The organism is Candidatus Bathyarchaeia archaeon, assembly GCA_035935655.1.
Classification (GTDB): domain Archaea; phylum Thermoproteota; class Bathyarchaeia; order 40CM-2-53-6; family 40CM-2-53-6; genus 40CM-2-53-6.
Map to the genome: position 1 here is coordinate 100,443 of DASYWW010000013.1, position 17,147 is coordinate 117,589.

Below are 17,147 nucleotides of genomic sequence, written 5' to 3' on the forward strand. Positions count from 1 at the left end.
ACAAATGAAGAATATTCGTCGATATCTCAAAGACAAGAAAGGCATCAACACCATACTCGCAGCTCTTCTCATGGTCGTCATCGTCGTCGTAGCTTCAGTCATGGTCTATGCATGGTCAACAGGACTACTCGGAACTCTACTGGTTCAGCCAAACGTCGGCAAAGAAGCTCTTGGCATGGACTCGTACTCATTCCCGTCAACTACCAACGTAACCATATACGTCCGAAACTCCGGCACCGTCGCCGTCAGCTTCCAAACCTACTATATCAAAGACAACTCTGGAAACTCCTGGCAACTCACCAACTGGACCCCAACAGGTCAACCTGTTAATCCAAACGCCGTACTTGCAATAAACGTCGCGATTGGGTCCAGCGCTGGCGGATGCGGCAGCGGCTGCCAGTACACTGGCACTGCAAACGCCTTCAACACATTCAGTGGTGGCACTTCCTACACAGTAGTGGTCGTAACCACGCGTAACAACCAGTTCAGCTTCAGCGTAACGAAGTGAGCATAACATGCGTGCGAGTCGAGATGCCTGGTTTGAACTTCCCGGTTTTTGAAAACCGATCCGTATCGGTCGAACTAGAAGCATTGGAATAGGGAAAGAGAATGAGGTCGCCAAAGAGCACTAAGTCGAGAGCGAAGAGGAATCATAGGTCACGAAAGGCCATTTCGACGATTATGGCCAACTTGACCATGCTAATCATAGTTGTATCTCTGAGCGGGTTGCTCTTCGTATGGGCAACATCTAGCTTTGGAGCCTATACCGGTGGCGCCGGATATTGGTTCAGCAGCCGGAGCATAGCGAATCAAGAGAGACCTTCCATTGAAGCCGTGTACTTTGGTAGTACAGGCTCAGTCAACAATCAGATTACAATTTACGTGAGGAATGTTGGAACTATTCCCTTCACAGTCGCCTCGGTATATGAGAATTCAAGCCTCTACCAGATCTCCAATTCCCCGGTGGGGGTAAACCAGGTTCAGTCGATCCAGCTTGTCCTCTCAGGAGGCCAGACATGGGCTAAGGGAGACCTGCAGACTATACGAATTGCGACCGTGAGAGGCACTGCGATAACTACGCAGTGGGTGTCATAGACATGAGTCTCTATCGCAAATTCGTCCACGCAAAGAAAGGCATGAGCACCGTATTCGGAGGACTATTCTTCGTCATCCTGATCCTCATGGGATTCAATCTGATGACTTGGAACTTTCTCCAGTACGATGCCTACAACGGCGTCGTAACCTCAATGAGTCAAAGGGACCAGCTCTCCACCTCTGAGAATATTCAAGCAGTCCCACCAGGCGCGACCGGATTCGCAGGCAATACCTTCAACATTACAGTGACAAATCTTGGCGGGGTAACCACAACGCTGACTAGGATCTATATTCAAAACGTCTCACCAACAGGCACACTGCCTACGCAGTGTCGAGGTGCTAGCTTGTGCACCGTAGACTCCGGTGCTGGTACCACCAATTGCGCTGGTAATGGTCTCTGCGGTTTCACAAACGCGAACATTCGACCCGGAGAAAATAACCATGTCATAAAAGTGAGTGGTCTAACAGTCAATGACGGCAGTGGCTACCAAGTAATCATGTCCTCGACACGCGGAAGAGCATTCAGCTTCTTCTACCCATGGCCCGTAAATGGCTTCGGCGGTTCGAACTCCAACGCTACGAACACAGCCCACGGAGCTCTGGACGTCAAGTTCGATCTCAACTCGTTCAACTTCACGCGTGGATCACAGACCACGTCCGTTCCCGGTTGGACCGTTCCCTATGGGACACCTCTCGTTTACTGGGTGAAAGTGGTCAACAACGCACTAAACCCGATAACAATCTCTCAATACACCTCGCTTTACTTTGTGTGCTATCAAGATCGCTTCGGCTCAGGAAGTGGCGCTTGTACCGAAACTGATCTGAACTTCGTTGTCGACAACACCACGATGAATCCGAACACTTTGGTTGCTTATGATGAAGTAAACAATCCCTACGTCATACCCGCCGCCACTGCGAGCGGCCCAACTGGATTCAAAGTACTGAAGTTCGGTTCGTTCTGCCCTGGTTCGACTTGTGGAAATCCCCCGCCAAACCAGGACGTTGACTACGCTACGCCGTATCTTGTATTCATGGGATTCTTCTACAAGATCAACGGGCAGATCGTAGGCCAGACAATATCCTTCGTCGCCATCAGAGCTTGCACAACTTATCCATCCTGTCCTTAAGACGGATGGGCACTGGATTTTCGATTCTCCAGATCAGTCATTAACTATCGATTTCAATCTGGGGCATTTTTTTTCCTTCAACAGACTTCACATCGGCAATCGACTTCCCATCGCGATCATGCACAATTTGTGGGAGCTAGATACCGTGGAGAAACATCAAGAGGTACAGGACGTTTATCGCCGTTTCCACAGAGAACTCTGATGTGAACTTCCTACTCTCGATCCCCGAGATTTGCAAGAGTCTGGAAGCACGGTAGAAGAGGAAGAGACAACGAATCTGGTAAAGTGGGCCAAGAATCGTATTGAAAAGAACCGCAGGTCACCGAACGCCGTCAGCGTCATCATGGCCAACTTGACCATGCTGATCATAACTGTGGTCCTAAGTTCATTGTTATTTGTCTGGGCAATCGCCAGCTTCGGTGCGTATCAGGGAGGAGCAGGATACTGGTTCTCCAGCAGAAGCGTGGCAAACCAGGAAAGAGTGAACGTTGAAAACGTGTTCTTTACCGGCGGGAGCAACAACATAGTCAAGATCTATATCCGAAACGTCGGAACCATTCCGCTTTCCATTGCATCAATATACGTGAATTCATCACTTTACCAGATATCTCCACCCCAGGCCATTACCGTCGGCAACGTGACCGCGGTCCCGCCTTCAGGCGTTTCACTGATCGGGCAGACTTGGGCTCACGGAAACGTTCAGCAGATTACCGTTGCCACCGCGAGGGGAACAACCGTAACAACGACGTGGGTTGCATAACATTGAGTCTCTATCGCAAGTTAGTCCATGCAAAGAAAGGCATGAGCACAATTTTCGGAGGGCTCTTTTTCATCATAATCCTACTCATGGGATTCAACCTGATGGTCTGGGGATTTGCACAGTACGACTCATACAACCAAGCTCTCTTCAAGATGAACCAAAACGATCAGAGTGCGGCCTCTGAAAATCTGGTCCCAGCAAATCCAGGAGCCACGAATTTCAACAGCGCAGGATCCGGGTCCTTCAACATAACAGTAAACAATCTCGGAGGCACCTCAGTAAGAATCGCGAGAATATACATCACCAACATTTCGCCCTCTGGATCCTCCCAGTGCAACAGCAGCCCATGCCTGGTCGACCCCAGTCCAGGAGCCGCGACCTGTGTAGGAAGCACCGTCTGTTACATGACAGGAGGTAACATTGCTGTCGGAGAGATCAACCATCAGATCAAAGTCACCGGTCTTCTGATAAACGACGGCAGCGGCTACAAAATAGTACTTTCATCAACTAGGGGTCGGCTATACAGCTTCTACTATCCTTGGCCTGCATCCCCGACTGGAGGGGGTACGGGCGGCACATTCGTCACCAACATAGGACCGCTTTCACTTTACTTCGATTATAAATCGTTCAACTTCACACAAGGGTCTCAAACTTCATCTCAGTCAGCTTTCTGCGTTCCTTCCGGTGTGACCATCCTTCTCTGGGTGAAAATGGTCAACCAAGCAACGGACAGCGATGTCAAGCTTGAGCCGAATACCATAATCCAAGCACAACCTTACACTGCAAACGGGTTCGGAAAATTTGTCCGAACTTGGATAGTCGATCCGGGCAGCGTCAACCCTAACAACATTGTTGGATACAACTTCAACACAAACCCCTACGACTTGCCAGCCGCCACAGCAAACGGTCCTGGAGCGCCAGTAATCGTCAAGTTTGGTGGAGGCAGCGCAGGCGGAACTGGCGGTGTGAGCTTTGGGCAGAGTGATAATTGGCTCATGTTCATCGGTTTCTACTACCTGTACAGAGGGCAGGTGCAAGGCGAAACGATACCGTTCATGAATCTCAAAGATACCGCCGGGTATCCGGGGTCATGTTGAGTGAAACCTGGGATGGACAATGAGCTACGATGACCAGGGACAACCGGCGAATAACGACCCTTACGCCTACCAGGATCCTTCCCAATACGATCCATCTCAAGGCTACGCGGGATACGAGAACCAAGGCTACGAGAATCAAGGATACGACAACTCGGGATACACACCACCACCTCCCCAACCGGAACAGCAACAACGCCCGCAGCTCCAACAGCTCCAGAGAATACCATCAGGAATACCAGGCTTCGATCAGATCGTCGGCGGCGGACTCATCCGCGATAGAGTCTACCTCCTCGCTGGACCTGCTGGTGCGGGGAAGACGATCTTCTCAACCCAGTTTCTCTACAACGGGATCTCGAAATACAATGAGAATGGAGTCTATGTCGTGTTAGAAGAGACTCCTCAACAGCTCCGGGAGAACGTGTACAACAGTTTCGGCTGGAACATCCAGAACTACGAAGACAGCGGCAACATAATCATCCTAGACGCGATTTCGAGCAGGCTAGGTCTAAGCAGTGGAGAACGGTTTGTCGTACCACGACCCTTCACACTAGAAGCACTCCTATACGAAATCCAGACCGCAATACAGACGGTAAACGCTCGCAGAGTAGTAATCGACTCCCTAGACGCTATGAGTCTCGAGCTAACACAAGTCGATCTCAGAAGCCTCATTCAGAGGCTCACGATGATACTCAAGTCCTTCGGTTGCACGACACTCCTAGTCAGCGGGCAAGCCGAAACAACTCACCAAGGACGGAGAGCCGTCGAGGAATACGTCGTCGACGGAATGATCAGGCTTCACCACAACCTCGAAGAAAGCATGAGCGGCGAAACCACACTCGAACAGAACGCACTCCAAGGAAACTCGCTAGAGGAGGACTCGTTCGCCATGAAAGTGCGCTCGCGAAAAATCGAGATTCCAAAAATGCGTGGTACCTCTCACTCGCAATACCAGCATCCTTTCACGATCGGAGAAAATGGGATCGAGATCAAATCAGAGCCAGAAGTCACCAAGCGTTTGAGACGCGCTATCTTCAAGGCGAAACAGGTTGATTAGGGGAAGAAATCCGGAGAGGGTTCGCCGAATCCGGGTTGGCATGGGCGGCCTGGACGAAAAACTTGGCGGCGGGATCCCAGCAGGCAGTACTGTCCTGCTGATCAGTAACCAAGAAGGGCCTGTCCGTTTATTTTGCCAGCAGATCGCCTATCTCCTCGGGACGGAGGGTCACAGAATTTTCTATTTCACAATTGTCAGAGATCCCGCGTACATCCGGGAAGAGATGATGGTGTATGAATGGGATACCAGAGAAATGGAACAGGGGAGACAGTGGACCTTTATCGACGCGTACACCCCAAGAGTGCAGTCCCTCCAACAGGGGGGTTCAGGGCCGCAGACCATGGGTGGTGGGTTCCTCGGTCCCGGGTCAATGAGTCCCGGTTCGAGAAGCCTCGGCTCGGACCTCTTTGTAACACTGCGGAGAGAAATACTGTCACAACTGGATGAAGGAGACATAGTAATGATAGACTCGCTCTCGGACCTGCTGGTTAATCATGACGCCGCATCCGTGCGCGAACTCTTGGAGATCCTAGGCAGCCAGATTCACGCTAGAAACGGGCTGGTCTTCATGCCTATCCTGTCGGATATCCACGATCCACACACTGTCGCCACATTGTCACACATGTCCGATGTCGTCGTGGAGTTCGAGCTTGAGTCTGAACACTTGGAGGGCAAATTGCGGTTCTACAAGATGAGGAGAGCGCAGCTGCGCCCATTGCTCTTACCATTCTCGATTACTGATAGGGGAGTCATGGCCGAGACATTCGGAAGGGTGATCTGATAATCATGTCAAGATCTGCTAAGCCCGAAAAAACCGACAAGATCGACAACATTGTCGGCATGCTGATGGAATACGAAAAGATGACTATAGATCTGATGAAGAAGGCATCAGATACTCCCGTTCTAGATCAATACGACCTAAATGCGCCGTATGCCAAGGCGCGGATCGTCAAGGAAGATGGCGCGATCAAGTATCAGATAGTAGAGGTAGCGCTAAGTGATGAGGAAAAACAGAAGCTCAAAGAGATTGGCGAACTTCTCGTTGAAGAGCTTGATGTCGACGTTAAGAGACTAGGTAGCAACGAGAACGCTGCAGCCTACATTCGGAAACTAGTCGAGAAGATCATCAAGAACTACAAGATCAAAGTAACGCCTGATTCACTAGATCGTTTGATGTACTATGTGATTCGAGACTTTGTACACTTCGATAAGATAGATCCGTTGATGCGGGATCCCTGGATCGAAGATATCTCATGCAACGGCATGGGAATACCGCTTTACATATGGCATCGAAAGCATGAATCGATACCCACCAATGTTATCTTCAACACTTCGGAAGAGCTCGACAAGTTCATTCTCAAACTAAGTTACATGACCGGTCGCGCAATATCTATCGCACAACCTGTCCTGGACGCTACATTGCCCGATGGCAGTCGAGTCCAGATGACCTACGAGAAAGAGGTCACTAGACGCGGATCAACTTTCACTATACGAAAGTTCCGGGAGAGACCTCTCACCTGCTCGGACCTGATAATCTACAACACAATGTCAGCGGAAATGGCAGCGTGGTACTGGTACATCATCGAGAAACAAGCCTCAGTCATCGTCGTGGGCGGCACAGCCTCAGGAAAGACAACTTGCATCAACACTCTTGCGATGTTCATCAAGCCCAACGCCAAGATCGTCTCTATCGAAGACACGTCAGAAATTCAACTACCACACGAAAACTGGCTCTCCTCGGTCGTCCGAACAGGCTTCGGAGTCACAGGCGAAGTTTCGGAGATTACACTCTTCGACTTGCTAAAGAACGCCATGAGGCAGCGCCCTGAGTACATCATCGTCGGAGAGGTCAGAGGCAACGAAGCCTACACCCTGATGCAGGCAATCGCTACTGGTCACGGAGGCCTCGCAACACTTCACGCGGATTCCGCAGAAGCGGCGATCCACCGTCTCGAAAGCGAACCCATGAACATACCCCGACCCCTGATCCCGACCATCGATGTCATCGGTGTCCAGACCAGAGTCCAAGTCGGTGACAAGAGTGTCCGAAGAATGGTCAACATCGCAGAGGTTGTCGGACTGGATCCCACCACGAAAGACGTGCTGACCAACGATGTCTTCAAGTGGAATCCGAAGACGGACACTTACGTGTTCTACGGACGAAGCTACGTGCTCGAGAACATCATGAAACGCCATGGCTACAAGCACGAGGAGGTCATGGAGGAGCTCAACAATAGGCGCCTCGTCTTGGAATGGATGGTGCGCAACAACATACGCGATTTCAAGGATGTAGTTGAAGTCATTCGCACATACTATGTCAATCCACAACAGCTCCTCGACCGGGTCAAGCGGGAGAAGATGGTTCAGCCATCAGGAGCAGGTCCCTCATGAGCCTAATCGATCCGATAGCTCCATCCCTTGGACCGCTAGGTCAACTGCTAGCGACAAACTCCAACGACATAATCTCGATAGGACTGGGACTGCTAGCACTCGTTTCATTTGGCCTTTACAAGACGAAGGCGAGCATTTTTGAGACCAGCAAAGCTTGGGTAGGGGCCACTGTCGTCCTTTCGATCCTTACGATCCTCTTCAGAGGAATGGGTGCCATCTGTGGCTGCACATGGTATACCGATCCAAACACAGGCGCAATCCAACAACTAGTCCCTCTCACCTATCTTCTCATAGCCGGTTCATTCTTTGCGATAATTTACAACTTCAACGTTCCAGCTTTGAAGAAGTACAAGTGGTTCATCAGCATCCCGCTTTCCGTCCCGCTGTCAATCGTATCAAACATACTATTTCCTTTGATCGCAACCACACCCCCCTGGCTCGTCATCGAGATCATCATACTCGCACCCGCTGGCGCAATTTACAGCAGCTTCGTCTACGAGAAAGCCGTACTCCACATGGGAGACTACCGTACAAGACTCCGCCGCTTCTTTGAACAGACAGAAAAGGGCGGCAAGGGCAAGGGAGGTGTCGCGCTTCCACCTGAGAAACAAGGCTTCTCCTATTTCACGTACGGTCTTCTCGGCAGAAAGATAGGCAGACTTCTTCCCATTTTCGGGGGCCTCAAACAGGTCATGTCTCTCGCCGGAATGAAAATGGGCTACAAAGCCTACGTCAGTAGCATGGTATTCTTCGCCTTGGTCGGAGGAGGTATATCCTTCTTCGTATGGTTCCTAATTCTCAACCTCGGTCTTGGAAGCGCTTTCGGTCTCACCTTTTCTATAACCTCGGTCCTGGTGAGCATCGTACTTTCGATCCTGTTCGCCGTAATGACTGGGGCCGCAATTCTCGGATTCTTCTACATTCTTCCATTCATGAAAGTCGGCTCACGCAGACAACACTTAGACCAGTTCTTGCCTTTCACCTCCAGTTACATGACTGTGCTTGCGTCCGCTGGAGTTACCCCTGAGCGAATATTGAGATCCACCTCTGAGAAAGATCCCAAGTTCATGCTATCTGACGAGATAGCCAACGTCATTGGAAGAATCGACTTGCTAGGCTATGACGTCATCAACGCACTAAATGCTGAAGTGGAACGTTCGCCGTCAACGAACTACCAGGACCTTCTACGGGGCTTTGCTGGCGTAGTCCGTACTGGTGGCGACATGAAGAAATTCTTCCAAGGAATAACAGACCACTTGTTCCAGAAACGCGCCCTTTCCGTCCAATCATTCCTCGACACCCTAGGAATCATCGCTGAGACATACGTGCTCATGCTAATCGCCTTCCCACTGATGCTTGTCGTCATGTTGTCAATTATGGCCTCCATCGGTGGAAACCTTGGAGGAGTCGACGTCTTCTCCTTCATGTACCTGCTCGCATTCATACTCATACCAATTTGCGGAGTAATGTTCCTCTTCATACTAGATACGATGCAGCCGAAAGGTTAGGAGATTAGAAAATGTCACAACCAACAGAACCAGCACCGGAACCGCAAGCATCTGCAGGGGTAGCCCCGGCTAAGAAACTAAAGAAGATCAAAGATCCGACCGGCGGCGGAGTTGTATCACGGCTCCTCGGCAAACTAACCCGCAAACTCGTATGGGTCTTCAGCGGCATAATCTTCGGATCAATCTTCTTCTGGGGACTCGTAGAGATCGCTCTCCTCGGACCAACGCCACAAGTTGGAATCCTCGGACTGGTAGGCAAATTCAGCATTGACCGCTTCCTCCTTCTCGGAGGAATTGCTGCCCTGATTCCACCGGCCATTGTTTACTTTATCGATGGCAAGAGAAGAGATTCCATTGACAATAACATTCCTCACCTTATCAGAGACATTGCCGACGCAGGCAGAAGCGGCATGACTCTCACGCGCGCTATCGAGATATCCGCTGAGCGCGACTACGGACCATTGACAAGCGAACTCAAGAAACTAATCGCAAAGATCAGCTTCAGGGTTCCTTTGGAAAGGGCGCTTCAATACTTCGCTGACTCGACGGGTACCACGCTCTCCAGGCGAAGCGCAATGCTAATCTCCGAGGCTAACAAGTCAGGAGGAGACATTCAAGAAAGCATGGAATCCGTCTCCAAGCATGTCCAGGAGATCCAGTACTTGGAGAGAAAGAGGCGTGCGACTCTGAGGCCTTTCATCGGAGTCATGTACATCAGCTTCGCAGTTTTCCTGGTCACGGTCTACTTGCTAATCTCAAGCTTCTTCAAACAATTGGCCAACACGAACTTCGGCGGCGGTGGAACGACCGTTGGAGGAGTAGGTTTCAACTTCGTTAGTCTTCCCTTGGACAAGATCACCGCGGTATTCTTGTACATGGCTATGATAGAGGCGCTTTTCGCGGGATTGGTGGGTGGTAAGATGGCATCAGGCTATCTCAAGGACGGACTCAAACACGCAATAATGCTGATGATGATATGCTTCATTACTTTCATATTCTTCATCTAGCCAGGAACCTTCACTTCTGACCCACATCTACCTCACCAGCCAAAGAGCGTCACCGGCTCCAATCAAGTTCTGTGCCTCTCCACTCTCAACGGACATTATCCCGATATTTTCCAGCATGCAATTACTCGATTCTTCCTCTCCATGCTGGTTGAATCTAACTCTCAGAGAGAAAAGATCAAGAAGGAGGCGAAAGGCAATTCGCCTGAATAGAGAAAAAAATTTTCAGAGTTCTAAAGGCATCTAGTACCCATCCAGGCTGAGTACGGAGTCAAGACACTATTGACTGGGGTTATCGTACTCGTAGTTCAAGAGAACCCGAGGATTTCCTTTGAGAAAGAATCTCCCGTTTCTACTTATAGTCCTCTCTATGGCGGCTGCAGTAGTTCCAGGCTTCATTTTCAGCGTCCATGCCATGGGCTGTACTTCCCCGTGTAGTGTTGATACGATAACGAATGTGCCCTCCTCTGAAGGTACTGTTCAGGTTCAGCTCGATGGTGGGGTATGCCCTGCGAACTGTTTCAATCTGAATCACACTTTTACTTTTGCCAATAGTACTCAGCACACTGTTAAGGTCCTCAATACATTTTTCATCGGAGCGGCGAGCGGTAAGAGATACAGCTTCTCCGGTTGGTACACTTACGGGATAAGTGGATGGTTCCAGTTTGACTCTAATCCGCTGAATACTCCTCCTAGCTACACTGATTATACGGTGGCCAAGTGTGTGAAGGGTCCCCCGGGTCAGAACTGTCCATTCTGGGCAGTGTACAATGTCTCGCCACCTGTCGGTTGTAAGACAAACTGCGGCATGGACGTTTCGACTAATGTCGCGTCTGCCGACGGTAAGATCTGGGTCAAGGTTGACGGTGCACCTGCAGTATCTTTGAGTCAGACCTTTGCTTTCGGTAACGGTACGGTGCATGCGATACAGGTCCAGAACTCGACCTTTACTGGAGCCTCATCCGGCGCGCTGTACACGTGGAAACAGTGGAGTTGCGCTTGCACTGGCGTTCCGCCTACAACAAGCGCCACTCTTACAACTCCAACGATGTACTACAACTACACCAGTCCCTCAGGTACCACGTATCTTAACGGGATAGGAGGGTTCACGGCGGTATTCGATAAGCAGTTCAAGTTGACAATGAACTTCGTCGACCCCACTGGCCAGCCGGTTTCCGCACCGGCGTTTGCCACTCTAACGAGTGGTTCGACTTCGATCAATGTTACATCTTATTCTGCGCAATGGACGAGCGCCGGTTCATGGACTGTGACGGATGCAATGTGGGAAGGCATGAGGGGAATGGTCTCAAGCTCGCCCACCATTGACCTGACGGCTGGCGCCGCAGTTGTCACAATCACGTTAAAGGCCTATTCGGCAAGTGTCAAGGCCGTTGACGGATCCGGCAATCCGGTCTCGGGCGTGACCGTAACCGTAACTTTCCTCAACGCTACTGTGAAGACCTTTACAACGGACAATACGGGAGTTGTGCAGCTCGGTCACATTCCAACAGGACCCTACAATGTTCAAGTAACCTATCAGGGTAAGAGTTCAAACTGGGCGACAGACGCTTCCAGCGCGGCTCAACCTCTCATGGTCACTATTTCCAATGCAGGCGGCGGGGGTACTACGAACAGCACGGCGGTTTCTGCCGTTGTCCTGCTTACCATATTCGGACTTGCCTTCCTTCTGGTCTTACTGGCGATTCGGGTACGTAAGGCTCCGCCTCCACCTTCAATCGAGTAGCCGAGCCCTGGGCTTCACCCCGTTAGGCGATAGACCTTAGGAGCGCTAGTTTCATCGTGACCTTACCACGATGTTTCTGCTTAGCCGAGACAGGGTGTCGACTTTTTCTGAGAAATCTTTCCTGACCGGCCAACTGTTTCACGGGAAGAGAGCCTTTTTTCTGTCCGTGGCAAGAATTTTCTCCGTTCAAACTATTTGAACGGGCTTTTGTAGAACTTCTAGCCGCCTGGCTTTGTCGTTCAAAATTGTGGGCTTATACCGAACTATACCACAATGTATCTGTCATGGCCAAGTTTATCTTCTCAATGGGGAACGAAAACTACCGAAAACTGCAGCTTGAAGCCAAGACGAGAGACGTGACCATCCAAGCACTGATCCGCACCGTGGTCATACCAGAGTGGATTAGAACCCACATCGACACTACCGTGACGAACACCCACTCGAGCATAACCGAAACATCGTCGCTTCTCAACCATGCCACCGGAATCCTCGGCCAATCGCATCGTTCCCTATCCTCCTCGGTTGGGCGGTCCCGAACCTAACCCAACCTCCCGGCTTTTTAGGGACCGGCCGGATCTCGCTCGTCCTCAAGGGACGGGTTTCAGGCTAGCTTGCCGGTGCTGGTATCTGCTGAAGCCCTGGCTTCGAATCAGCAAACTGCTGTGAGAAGCGCTCGTACATCCTAAGCTCTTGGCTAGAAATCGGCTTGACCTTCTGCATGGCCTCGTCAAAATGACGCTTAACCACCTTCAAGCCCTTGGCTCGCTTCTTCGCATCCTCCGGATCCTTCGCCTTTCCAATATGATCCTTGATTGACAACATCACAGCGGTGTTGCAGATCGATGCGATATCTGCTCCTGTGTAGCCTTGCGTCTTTCTAGCTAGTTCGTCGAGTTTCACATCGTCCGCCAACGGCGTTTTCTTGGTATGGATGCGAAAGATCTGCTTCCTCGCCTCCAAATCCGGCGGAGGGACCAGCAGCATCCTGTCAAATCTCCCGGGTCTGAGCAGCGCTGGGTCGACAATATCGGGTCTATTCGTTGCCGCGATAATGACGACGTTTCTCAGCTCTTCGAGTCCATCCATCTCGGTCAGAAACTGGCTGATCACCCTCTCTGTCACGTTAGAGTCGTTCGAGCCGCTTCCGCGAACGGGCGCTACCGAATCAATTTCGTCAAAGAATATGATGCAGGGCGATGCTTGTCGAGCTTTGCGAAAGATCTCTCTAACGGCCTTCTCGGACTCTCCTACGAACTTGTTAAGCAATTCCGGACCCTTGACGCTGATGAAGTTGGCTTCGCTCTCGTTCGCAGCCGCCTTGGCTAGAAGCGTCTTACCGGTTCCGGGAGGACCGTAAAGGAGGAGTCCCTTCGGGGGAACAGCGTTCATCTGGGCGAAGAGTTCAGGATATTTGAGTGGCCACTCGATCGCCTCTCGAAGTTCCTCCTTCACTCCCTCCAGCCCGCCGATATCGTCCCATTTGATATCTGGGACCTCCACCAGAACTTCTCGCATCGCGGAAGGTTCCACCTCCTTGAGGGCTTCTTGGAAGTCGCTCATTCGCACGATGATCTTGTTGAGGACCTCAGCCGGAATGTTCTCCGCTTCCAAGTTGATCTCAGGCAGAATCCTGCGCAGAGCTCTGATAGCCGCCTCCTTCGCAAGAGCCTCTAGGTCGGCGCCCACAAACCCGTGGGTGACATCAGCTAGCTTCTTCAGATCCACATCCTCGGCCAAAGGCATCCCTCTGGTGTGAATCTGCATGATTTCCAACCGGCCATCGCGGTCGGGGACCCCAATCTCGATTTCCCGGTCGAACCTTCCCGGCCGGCGCAGCGCTGGGTCGATCGAGTTGATCCGGTTTGTATTGTGAAGCAGTACGGGATTCTCGCCGCCAAAGAAAGCCTCGCCTTCGGCACCGCAAATATCATAGACATACCCGTCGTAGGGTAATTTCTTGACAGACCTTACGGTCGGTCTTTTCTGGGCTAGTGATTTCTTTACAGGTTGATTGTTGAAGGGATTGTTTGTCTTGCCGAATCCTAGCCTAAAAGCGGTCGTCTCTTTGGTTACAAGGGTGTCTCTGATCATCCGGCCCGCGGGAACCTTGTAGGACCCGAGATAAGTCTTGATCCCATGCATCCGACATAGCCAGTTCAAATCGAGAATCAAATTCTTGCTAACGGCGGTGATTACCAGTTTGCCGTCCTTCGGACCATTGTGACCATCCCCTCGCGCCTCGCCTTCTAGAAATTCCATGAAGAAATCTGTGGGAACTGTAAACATGAAAGATGGCAGGCGTTTTTCGTACGCGTTGTGTCCAAAGAGGTTGCCGAACAGGTCCTTTACTGGTTGGCATGAGTAGTAAATCGAATGCGCGTTGGAGTGTTTCCTCTCGGTGGACGGCGACATGTCGAAAGCCTTCAGCATCAACAATTTGACATCCTCGATGTACGTCCTCTCGTGGCTGCCGAAAGTGAAAGTAAGCCCGCTCCTCGAAGCTGAACCTTCGGCGAGATAATATCCAAAGAGTCTGCTCAACTCGGGAGAGAGCGCCACTATTCGAGGTATCCCTGCAAGGGCCCATCTTACAGGATGCGGGACCACATCATTGTGTCGCCAGAGTTGTACAGTGCTTGGGTGGACGCCTGCTTGAAGTGCAATAAGGTGTGACTGGCCTCGTGGTCCTGGGGTATCCTGAAGGAACGTGGCTTGATTGTATGCCTGTATAGTCTTGTTGTCATATAGTTGGAAGTAGACGGGCTCGTAAGGCTCGAATGCATGAGCTCTAGTCTCGCGAGTGTTTTGTTTTAGCCTCAATTTGAAAGGTAGGTCCACAAGGTTCTCGCCAATCTTTAGCTGGTCTACTCTCTTTGCTTCTATTCCCTTTCGAGTTCTGACAAACACAGAATGACTGCCCGTGGCCCGAATCCTGCCTCCAAGATATTCGATCTCGAAGAGCTCGTGCACCTTATGTCTGAAGACAGATTTGAAAGCCTGGAATCTACTGCCCCCGAAGAAAGTGTATTTCCGAAATCGTGGGTTTGTTGATCTCATTGGCTGAAGGCCGAGAACACGGTAACCCTCCACGTTCGGTTCAGAGCCTTCCTCTCCACATGGGAAGAAGGAGTCGACAAAGGTCCCTATCGGTGTCAGCTTGATCTTGTTCTCTCTGTCCTTAACCATGATCGGGGTGTCACCAGTCACACTCGCGCCAATGACTACGACCTTTCCTCGGGACTGCAGCCCGTCCATCACTGAGAGTAGCTGAGAGACGACGCGTTTCTCAACTTCTCCCGTGACCTCCTCGCGTTTCGGCGCGATCGAATCTATCTCGTCAATGAAGATGATGGATGGCGCGTTCTCCTGGGCCTCCTTAAAGATCTCACGAAGCCTCTCCTCGCTCTCACCATAGAACTTGCTCATTATCTCGGGCCCGCCGATACTGTAGAAGTTCGCGTTCGTCTCGCTCGCCACCGCCTTCGCGAGCAACGTCTTACCGGTATTGTGGCTCAGTAGGCCGTTCGCGAAGAAGGAGTGGGTACTCGGAACTTCAAAGTCGTATACTCTTTGCCATCCTTCGAGCTTCCTTACTGTTTTGATCTTCTCGAAGTCGTCATTAAGATAGGCGAGGTTACGCCTGTAGCCCCTGACTATGGCTTCCAGACGCGCTCCCTTCCGGATAGAGATGAAGCCTATCTGTTCCTTGAACTTGTTTACTACGTCCTTACCACGGATCGCTAACACGTAAAATGTTGAGTCTCTTCCTCCTCTGGTGGTATAGGGGCCTCCGTGAATCCTTGATGTAATTCCAAACCTCAGAAGGAGTGTCTGCACTTCCTCCAACAATTTCCGGTGCTTGCTTTTGAGGAAGATACCGCGGTAATTGTCGGCTTTTCTTGCGTAGCCATCTCCTTCGAAAGCGCCTCGAAGGAATGCTGCCACAACTGTGTTCGGTGACATGAGTATCGGTGTTGGTACTCTCTTCTCTATACGAGACCAGTATTTACCGAAGAATTCAGCGAGTCCTCTGTTGTCGAATCGCAGCACATTGCATTGTTTGCCTGATTTTGGAACCATGTATCCTTCAACACCGAAAATCTCCATCCCTTTCCTTATTGCAGTAGCAAGTTCCTCTTCATGACTCTCGATAGTGAAGAATACTCTGTCCTTGCCAGCAGTCCCCTCTGCAATGAATATGCCAAAGAGTTCTCCCAATCGCTCGTCCCAAAACCTAGGCATGAGCGGTTTGGTCCATAATCTTACCATGTTGATTGTATCGCTGACAATAACGTATTGTGTAGGCGAAGGAATCCACTTGATCGTCTTCACTCGATCCTGGGGTTTGAGTTTCTCCGCCTCTGTCCACCCATGCTCAGTCATGAGAGGATGGTTCAGTGTGGTCCGGAGCCTTTTTCCGGTCTCGGTGATTATCTCCATCGTTTCAGGTACATCATAGATGTGAAGGGCTTTCGCACTGCCCGGAGGGTAGATAGGAAGGTCTGCGATGTAGACGCCAGGAAGCACTCCTTTTGCGAGTTCTTCTATCCGAATTAATCCACCGTTTTCAAGGGCGATCAACGAATCGCCAACAACGCAACCTGGGGGTCCGTGGAGAAGGACTCCTTTCGGAGCTTCGACTCCGAGTCGTTCGAACAGTTCTGGATGTCTCAAGGGAAGCTCGATCATCTCCCGGACCTTCTGGATCACAGGCCGAAGTCCTCCGATGTCCTCGTACGCGATCCTTGGAATCGCCCTAGGCGCTTCCTTCACCTGTTCCCCAACAGTAACTTCTGTCTGGTCCGTGACGATGACTGCTTCTGCGGTCGGGGTGGTGCTAGTGACTACAAGGTCGATTTTGCGACCCATGACGTTTATCGGGACATAGTCTCCCCGTGCTAAGACTCGGCCTTCCAGGATCTGGCTGAGATATTCTTCTCCCCCGACAATCCGGAGTGGTTCGGTTGGTGCGAGGGTGATACGTTGGGCGATCTTTGCTGTTATCTTCCTGATCGTGACCTTGTCGTCTATTGAAACGCCAGCGTTATTCCTAAGATAACCATCTATGCGGATTGTTCCCTTGCCCGAATCTGACTCGTATCCAGGCCAGGAGAGAGCGGTTGTCTTCTTCTTCCCAATGATCTGGATCACATCGCCGGAGGTTAGACCAAGCTCATCCACAACTTTTGGGTCAACTCGCGCAATGCCTCGGCCTACATCTCTCTGATACGCGTCAGCGACTCTAAGAGTAAGGGTCTTCTCTGGCAAAATTGATCCTCTAAACTCCCGTCAGAGCGAAATAATCCTTGGAGTAATAACTCTACCTGACTCATATTGAGATCGGTTATTGCTGTCTCTCGCAGGAGG

General features: G+C 51.0%; 13 protein-coding genes. 12 read left to right on the plus strand and 1 reads right to left on the minus strand.

The annotated features are described in order from the left end of the window. The first annotated feature begins 4 nt into the window (after window positions 1-4). From VGS11_02945 to VGS11_03000, 12 genes are all read left to right on the plus strand, one after another. Window positions 5-508 (plus strand): hypothetical protein, encoded by a 504-nt coding sequence (locus VGS11_02945; protein ID HEV2119054.1) that lies wholly within the window; start codon window positions 5-7, stop codon window positions 506-508. 101 nt (window positions 509-609) lie between these two features. Next, on the plus strand, window positions 610-1,095 hold the full coding sequence (locus tag VGS11_02950; protein ID HEV2119055.1) for a hypothetical protein: 486 nt from the start codon (window positions 610-612) through the stop codon (window positions 1,093-1,095). Window positions 1,096-1,097: 2 nt separating this feature from the next. Continuing rightward, entirely contained in the window at window positions 1,098-2,222 is a 1,125-nt protein-coding gene (locus VGS11_02955) for a hypothetical protein (GenBank protein ID HEV2119056.1), read from the plus strand. 232 nt (window positions 2,223-2,454) lie between these two features. After that, complete coding sequence (locus VGS11_02960) at window positions 2,455-2,982, plus strand: hypothetical protein (GenBank protein ID HEV2119057.1); 528 nt, start codon at window positions 2,455-2,457, stop codon at window positions 2,980-2,982. A 2-nt stretch (window positions 2,983-2,984) separates the two neighbouring features. After that, window positions 2,985-4,079, plus strand: coding sequence for a hypothetical protein (locus VGS11_02965; GenBank protein ID HEV2119058.1), 1,095 nt, complete (start codon window positions 2,985-2,987; stop codon window positions 4,077-4,079). A 19-nt stretch (window positions 4,080-4,098) separates the two neighbouring features. Beyond that, window positions 4,099-5,133 (plus strand): ATPase domain-containing protein, encoded by a 1,035-nt coding sequence (locus tag VGS11_02970; protein HEV2119059.1) that lies wholly within the window; start codon window positions 4,099-4,101, stop codon window positions 5,131-5,133. Beyond that, the gene (locus VGS11_02975; protein HEV2119060.1) at window positions 5,126-5,914 is read left to right on the plus strand and encodes an RAD55 family ATPase; all 789 of its coding nucleotides are present in this window, start codon (window positions 5,126-5,128) and stop codon (window positions 5,912-5,914) included. The genes VGS11_02970 and VGS11_02975 overlap by 8 nt, the downstream gene beginning before the upstream one ends. A 5-nt stretch (window positions 5,915-5,919) precedes the next feature. Next, window positions 5,920-7,524: a type II/IV secretion system ATPase subunit gene (locus tag VGS11_02980; GenBank protein ID HEV2119061.1), complete on the plus strand. Its 1,605-nt coding sequence runs from the start codon at window positions 5,920-5,922 to the stop codon at window positions 7,522-7,524. Then, window positions 7,521-9,032, plus strand: coding sequence for a type II secretion system F family protein (locus VGS11_02985; protein ID HEV2119062.1), 1,512 nt, complete (start codon window positions 7,521-7,523; stop codon window positions 9,030-9,032). The genes VGS11_02980 and VGS11_02985 overlap by 4 nt, the downstream gene beginning before the upstream one ends. Before the next feature lie 11 nt (window positions 9,033-9,043). Next, window positions 9,044-10,039 (plus strand): type II secretion system F family protein, encoded by a 996-nt coding sequence (locus VGS11_02990; GenBank protein HEV2119063.1) that lies wholly within the window; start codon window positions 9,044-9,046, stop codon window positions 10,037-10,039. Window positions 10,040-10,367: 328 nt separating this feature from the next. Beyond that, the gene (locus VGS11_02995) at window positions 10,368-11,780 is read left to right on the plus strand and encodes a carboxypeptidase regulatory-like domain-containing protein (GenBank protein ID HEV2119064.1); all 1,413 of its coding nucleotides are present in this window, start codon (window positions 10,368-10,370) and stop codon (window positions 11,778-11,780) included. Between the two features lie 284 nt (window positions 11,781-12,064). Continuing rightward, window positions 12,065-12,322, plus strand: a complete 258-nt coding sequence (locus VGS11_03000) for a hypothetical protein (protein ID HEV2119065.1) — start codon at window positions 12,065-12,067, stop codon at window positions 12,320-12,322. Window positions 12,323-12,386: 64 nt separating this feature from the next. Here VGS11_03000 and VGS11_03005 read toward each other — a convergent pair whose 3' ends face one another. Beyond that, window positions 12,387-17,048 carry an AAA family ATPase gene (locus tag VGS11_03005; protein HEV2119066.1) on the minus strand — a complete coding sequence of 1,554 codons (4,662 nt, stop codon included), beginning with the start codon at window positions 17,046-17,048 and terminating at the stop codon, window positions 12,387-12,389. Window positions 17,049-17,147 lie beyond the last annotated feature (99 nt).

Bases quoted from the DNA above. Each gene is read 5' to 3' on its own strand.
- VGS11_02955 (HEV2119056.1), top strand. From the start codon at position 1,098: ATGAGTCTCTATCGCAAATTCGTCCACGCAAAGAAAGGCATGAGCACC.
- VGS11_03000 (HEV2119065.1), top strand. From the start codon at position 12,065: ATGGCCAAGTTTATCTTCTCAATGGGGAACGAAAACTACCGAAAACTG.
- VGS11_02985 (HEV2119062.1), top strand. From the start codon at position 7,521: ATGAGCCTAATCGATCCGATAGCTCCATCCCTTGGACCGCTAGGTCAA.
- VGS11_02950 (HEV2119055.1), top strand. From the start codon at position 610: ATGAGGTCGCCAAAGAGCACTAAGTCGAGAGCGAAGAGGAATCATAGG.
- VGS11_02980 (HEV2119061.1), top strand. From the start codon at position 5,920: ATGTCAAGATCTGCTAAGCCCGAAAAAACCGACAAGATCGACAACATT.
- VGS11_02990 (HEV2119063.1), top strand. From the start codon at position 9,044: ATGTCACAACCAACAGAACCAGCACCGGAACCGCAAGCATCTGCAGGG.
- VGS11_02945 (HEV2119054.1), top strand. From the start codon at position 5: ATGAAGAATATTCGTCGATATCTCAAAGACAAGAAAGGCATCAACACC.
- VGS11_02970 (HEV2119059.1), top strand. From the start codon at position 4,099: ATGAGCTACGATGACCAGGGACAACCGGCGAATAACGACCCTTACGCC.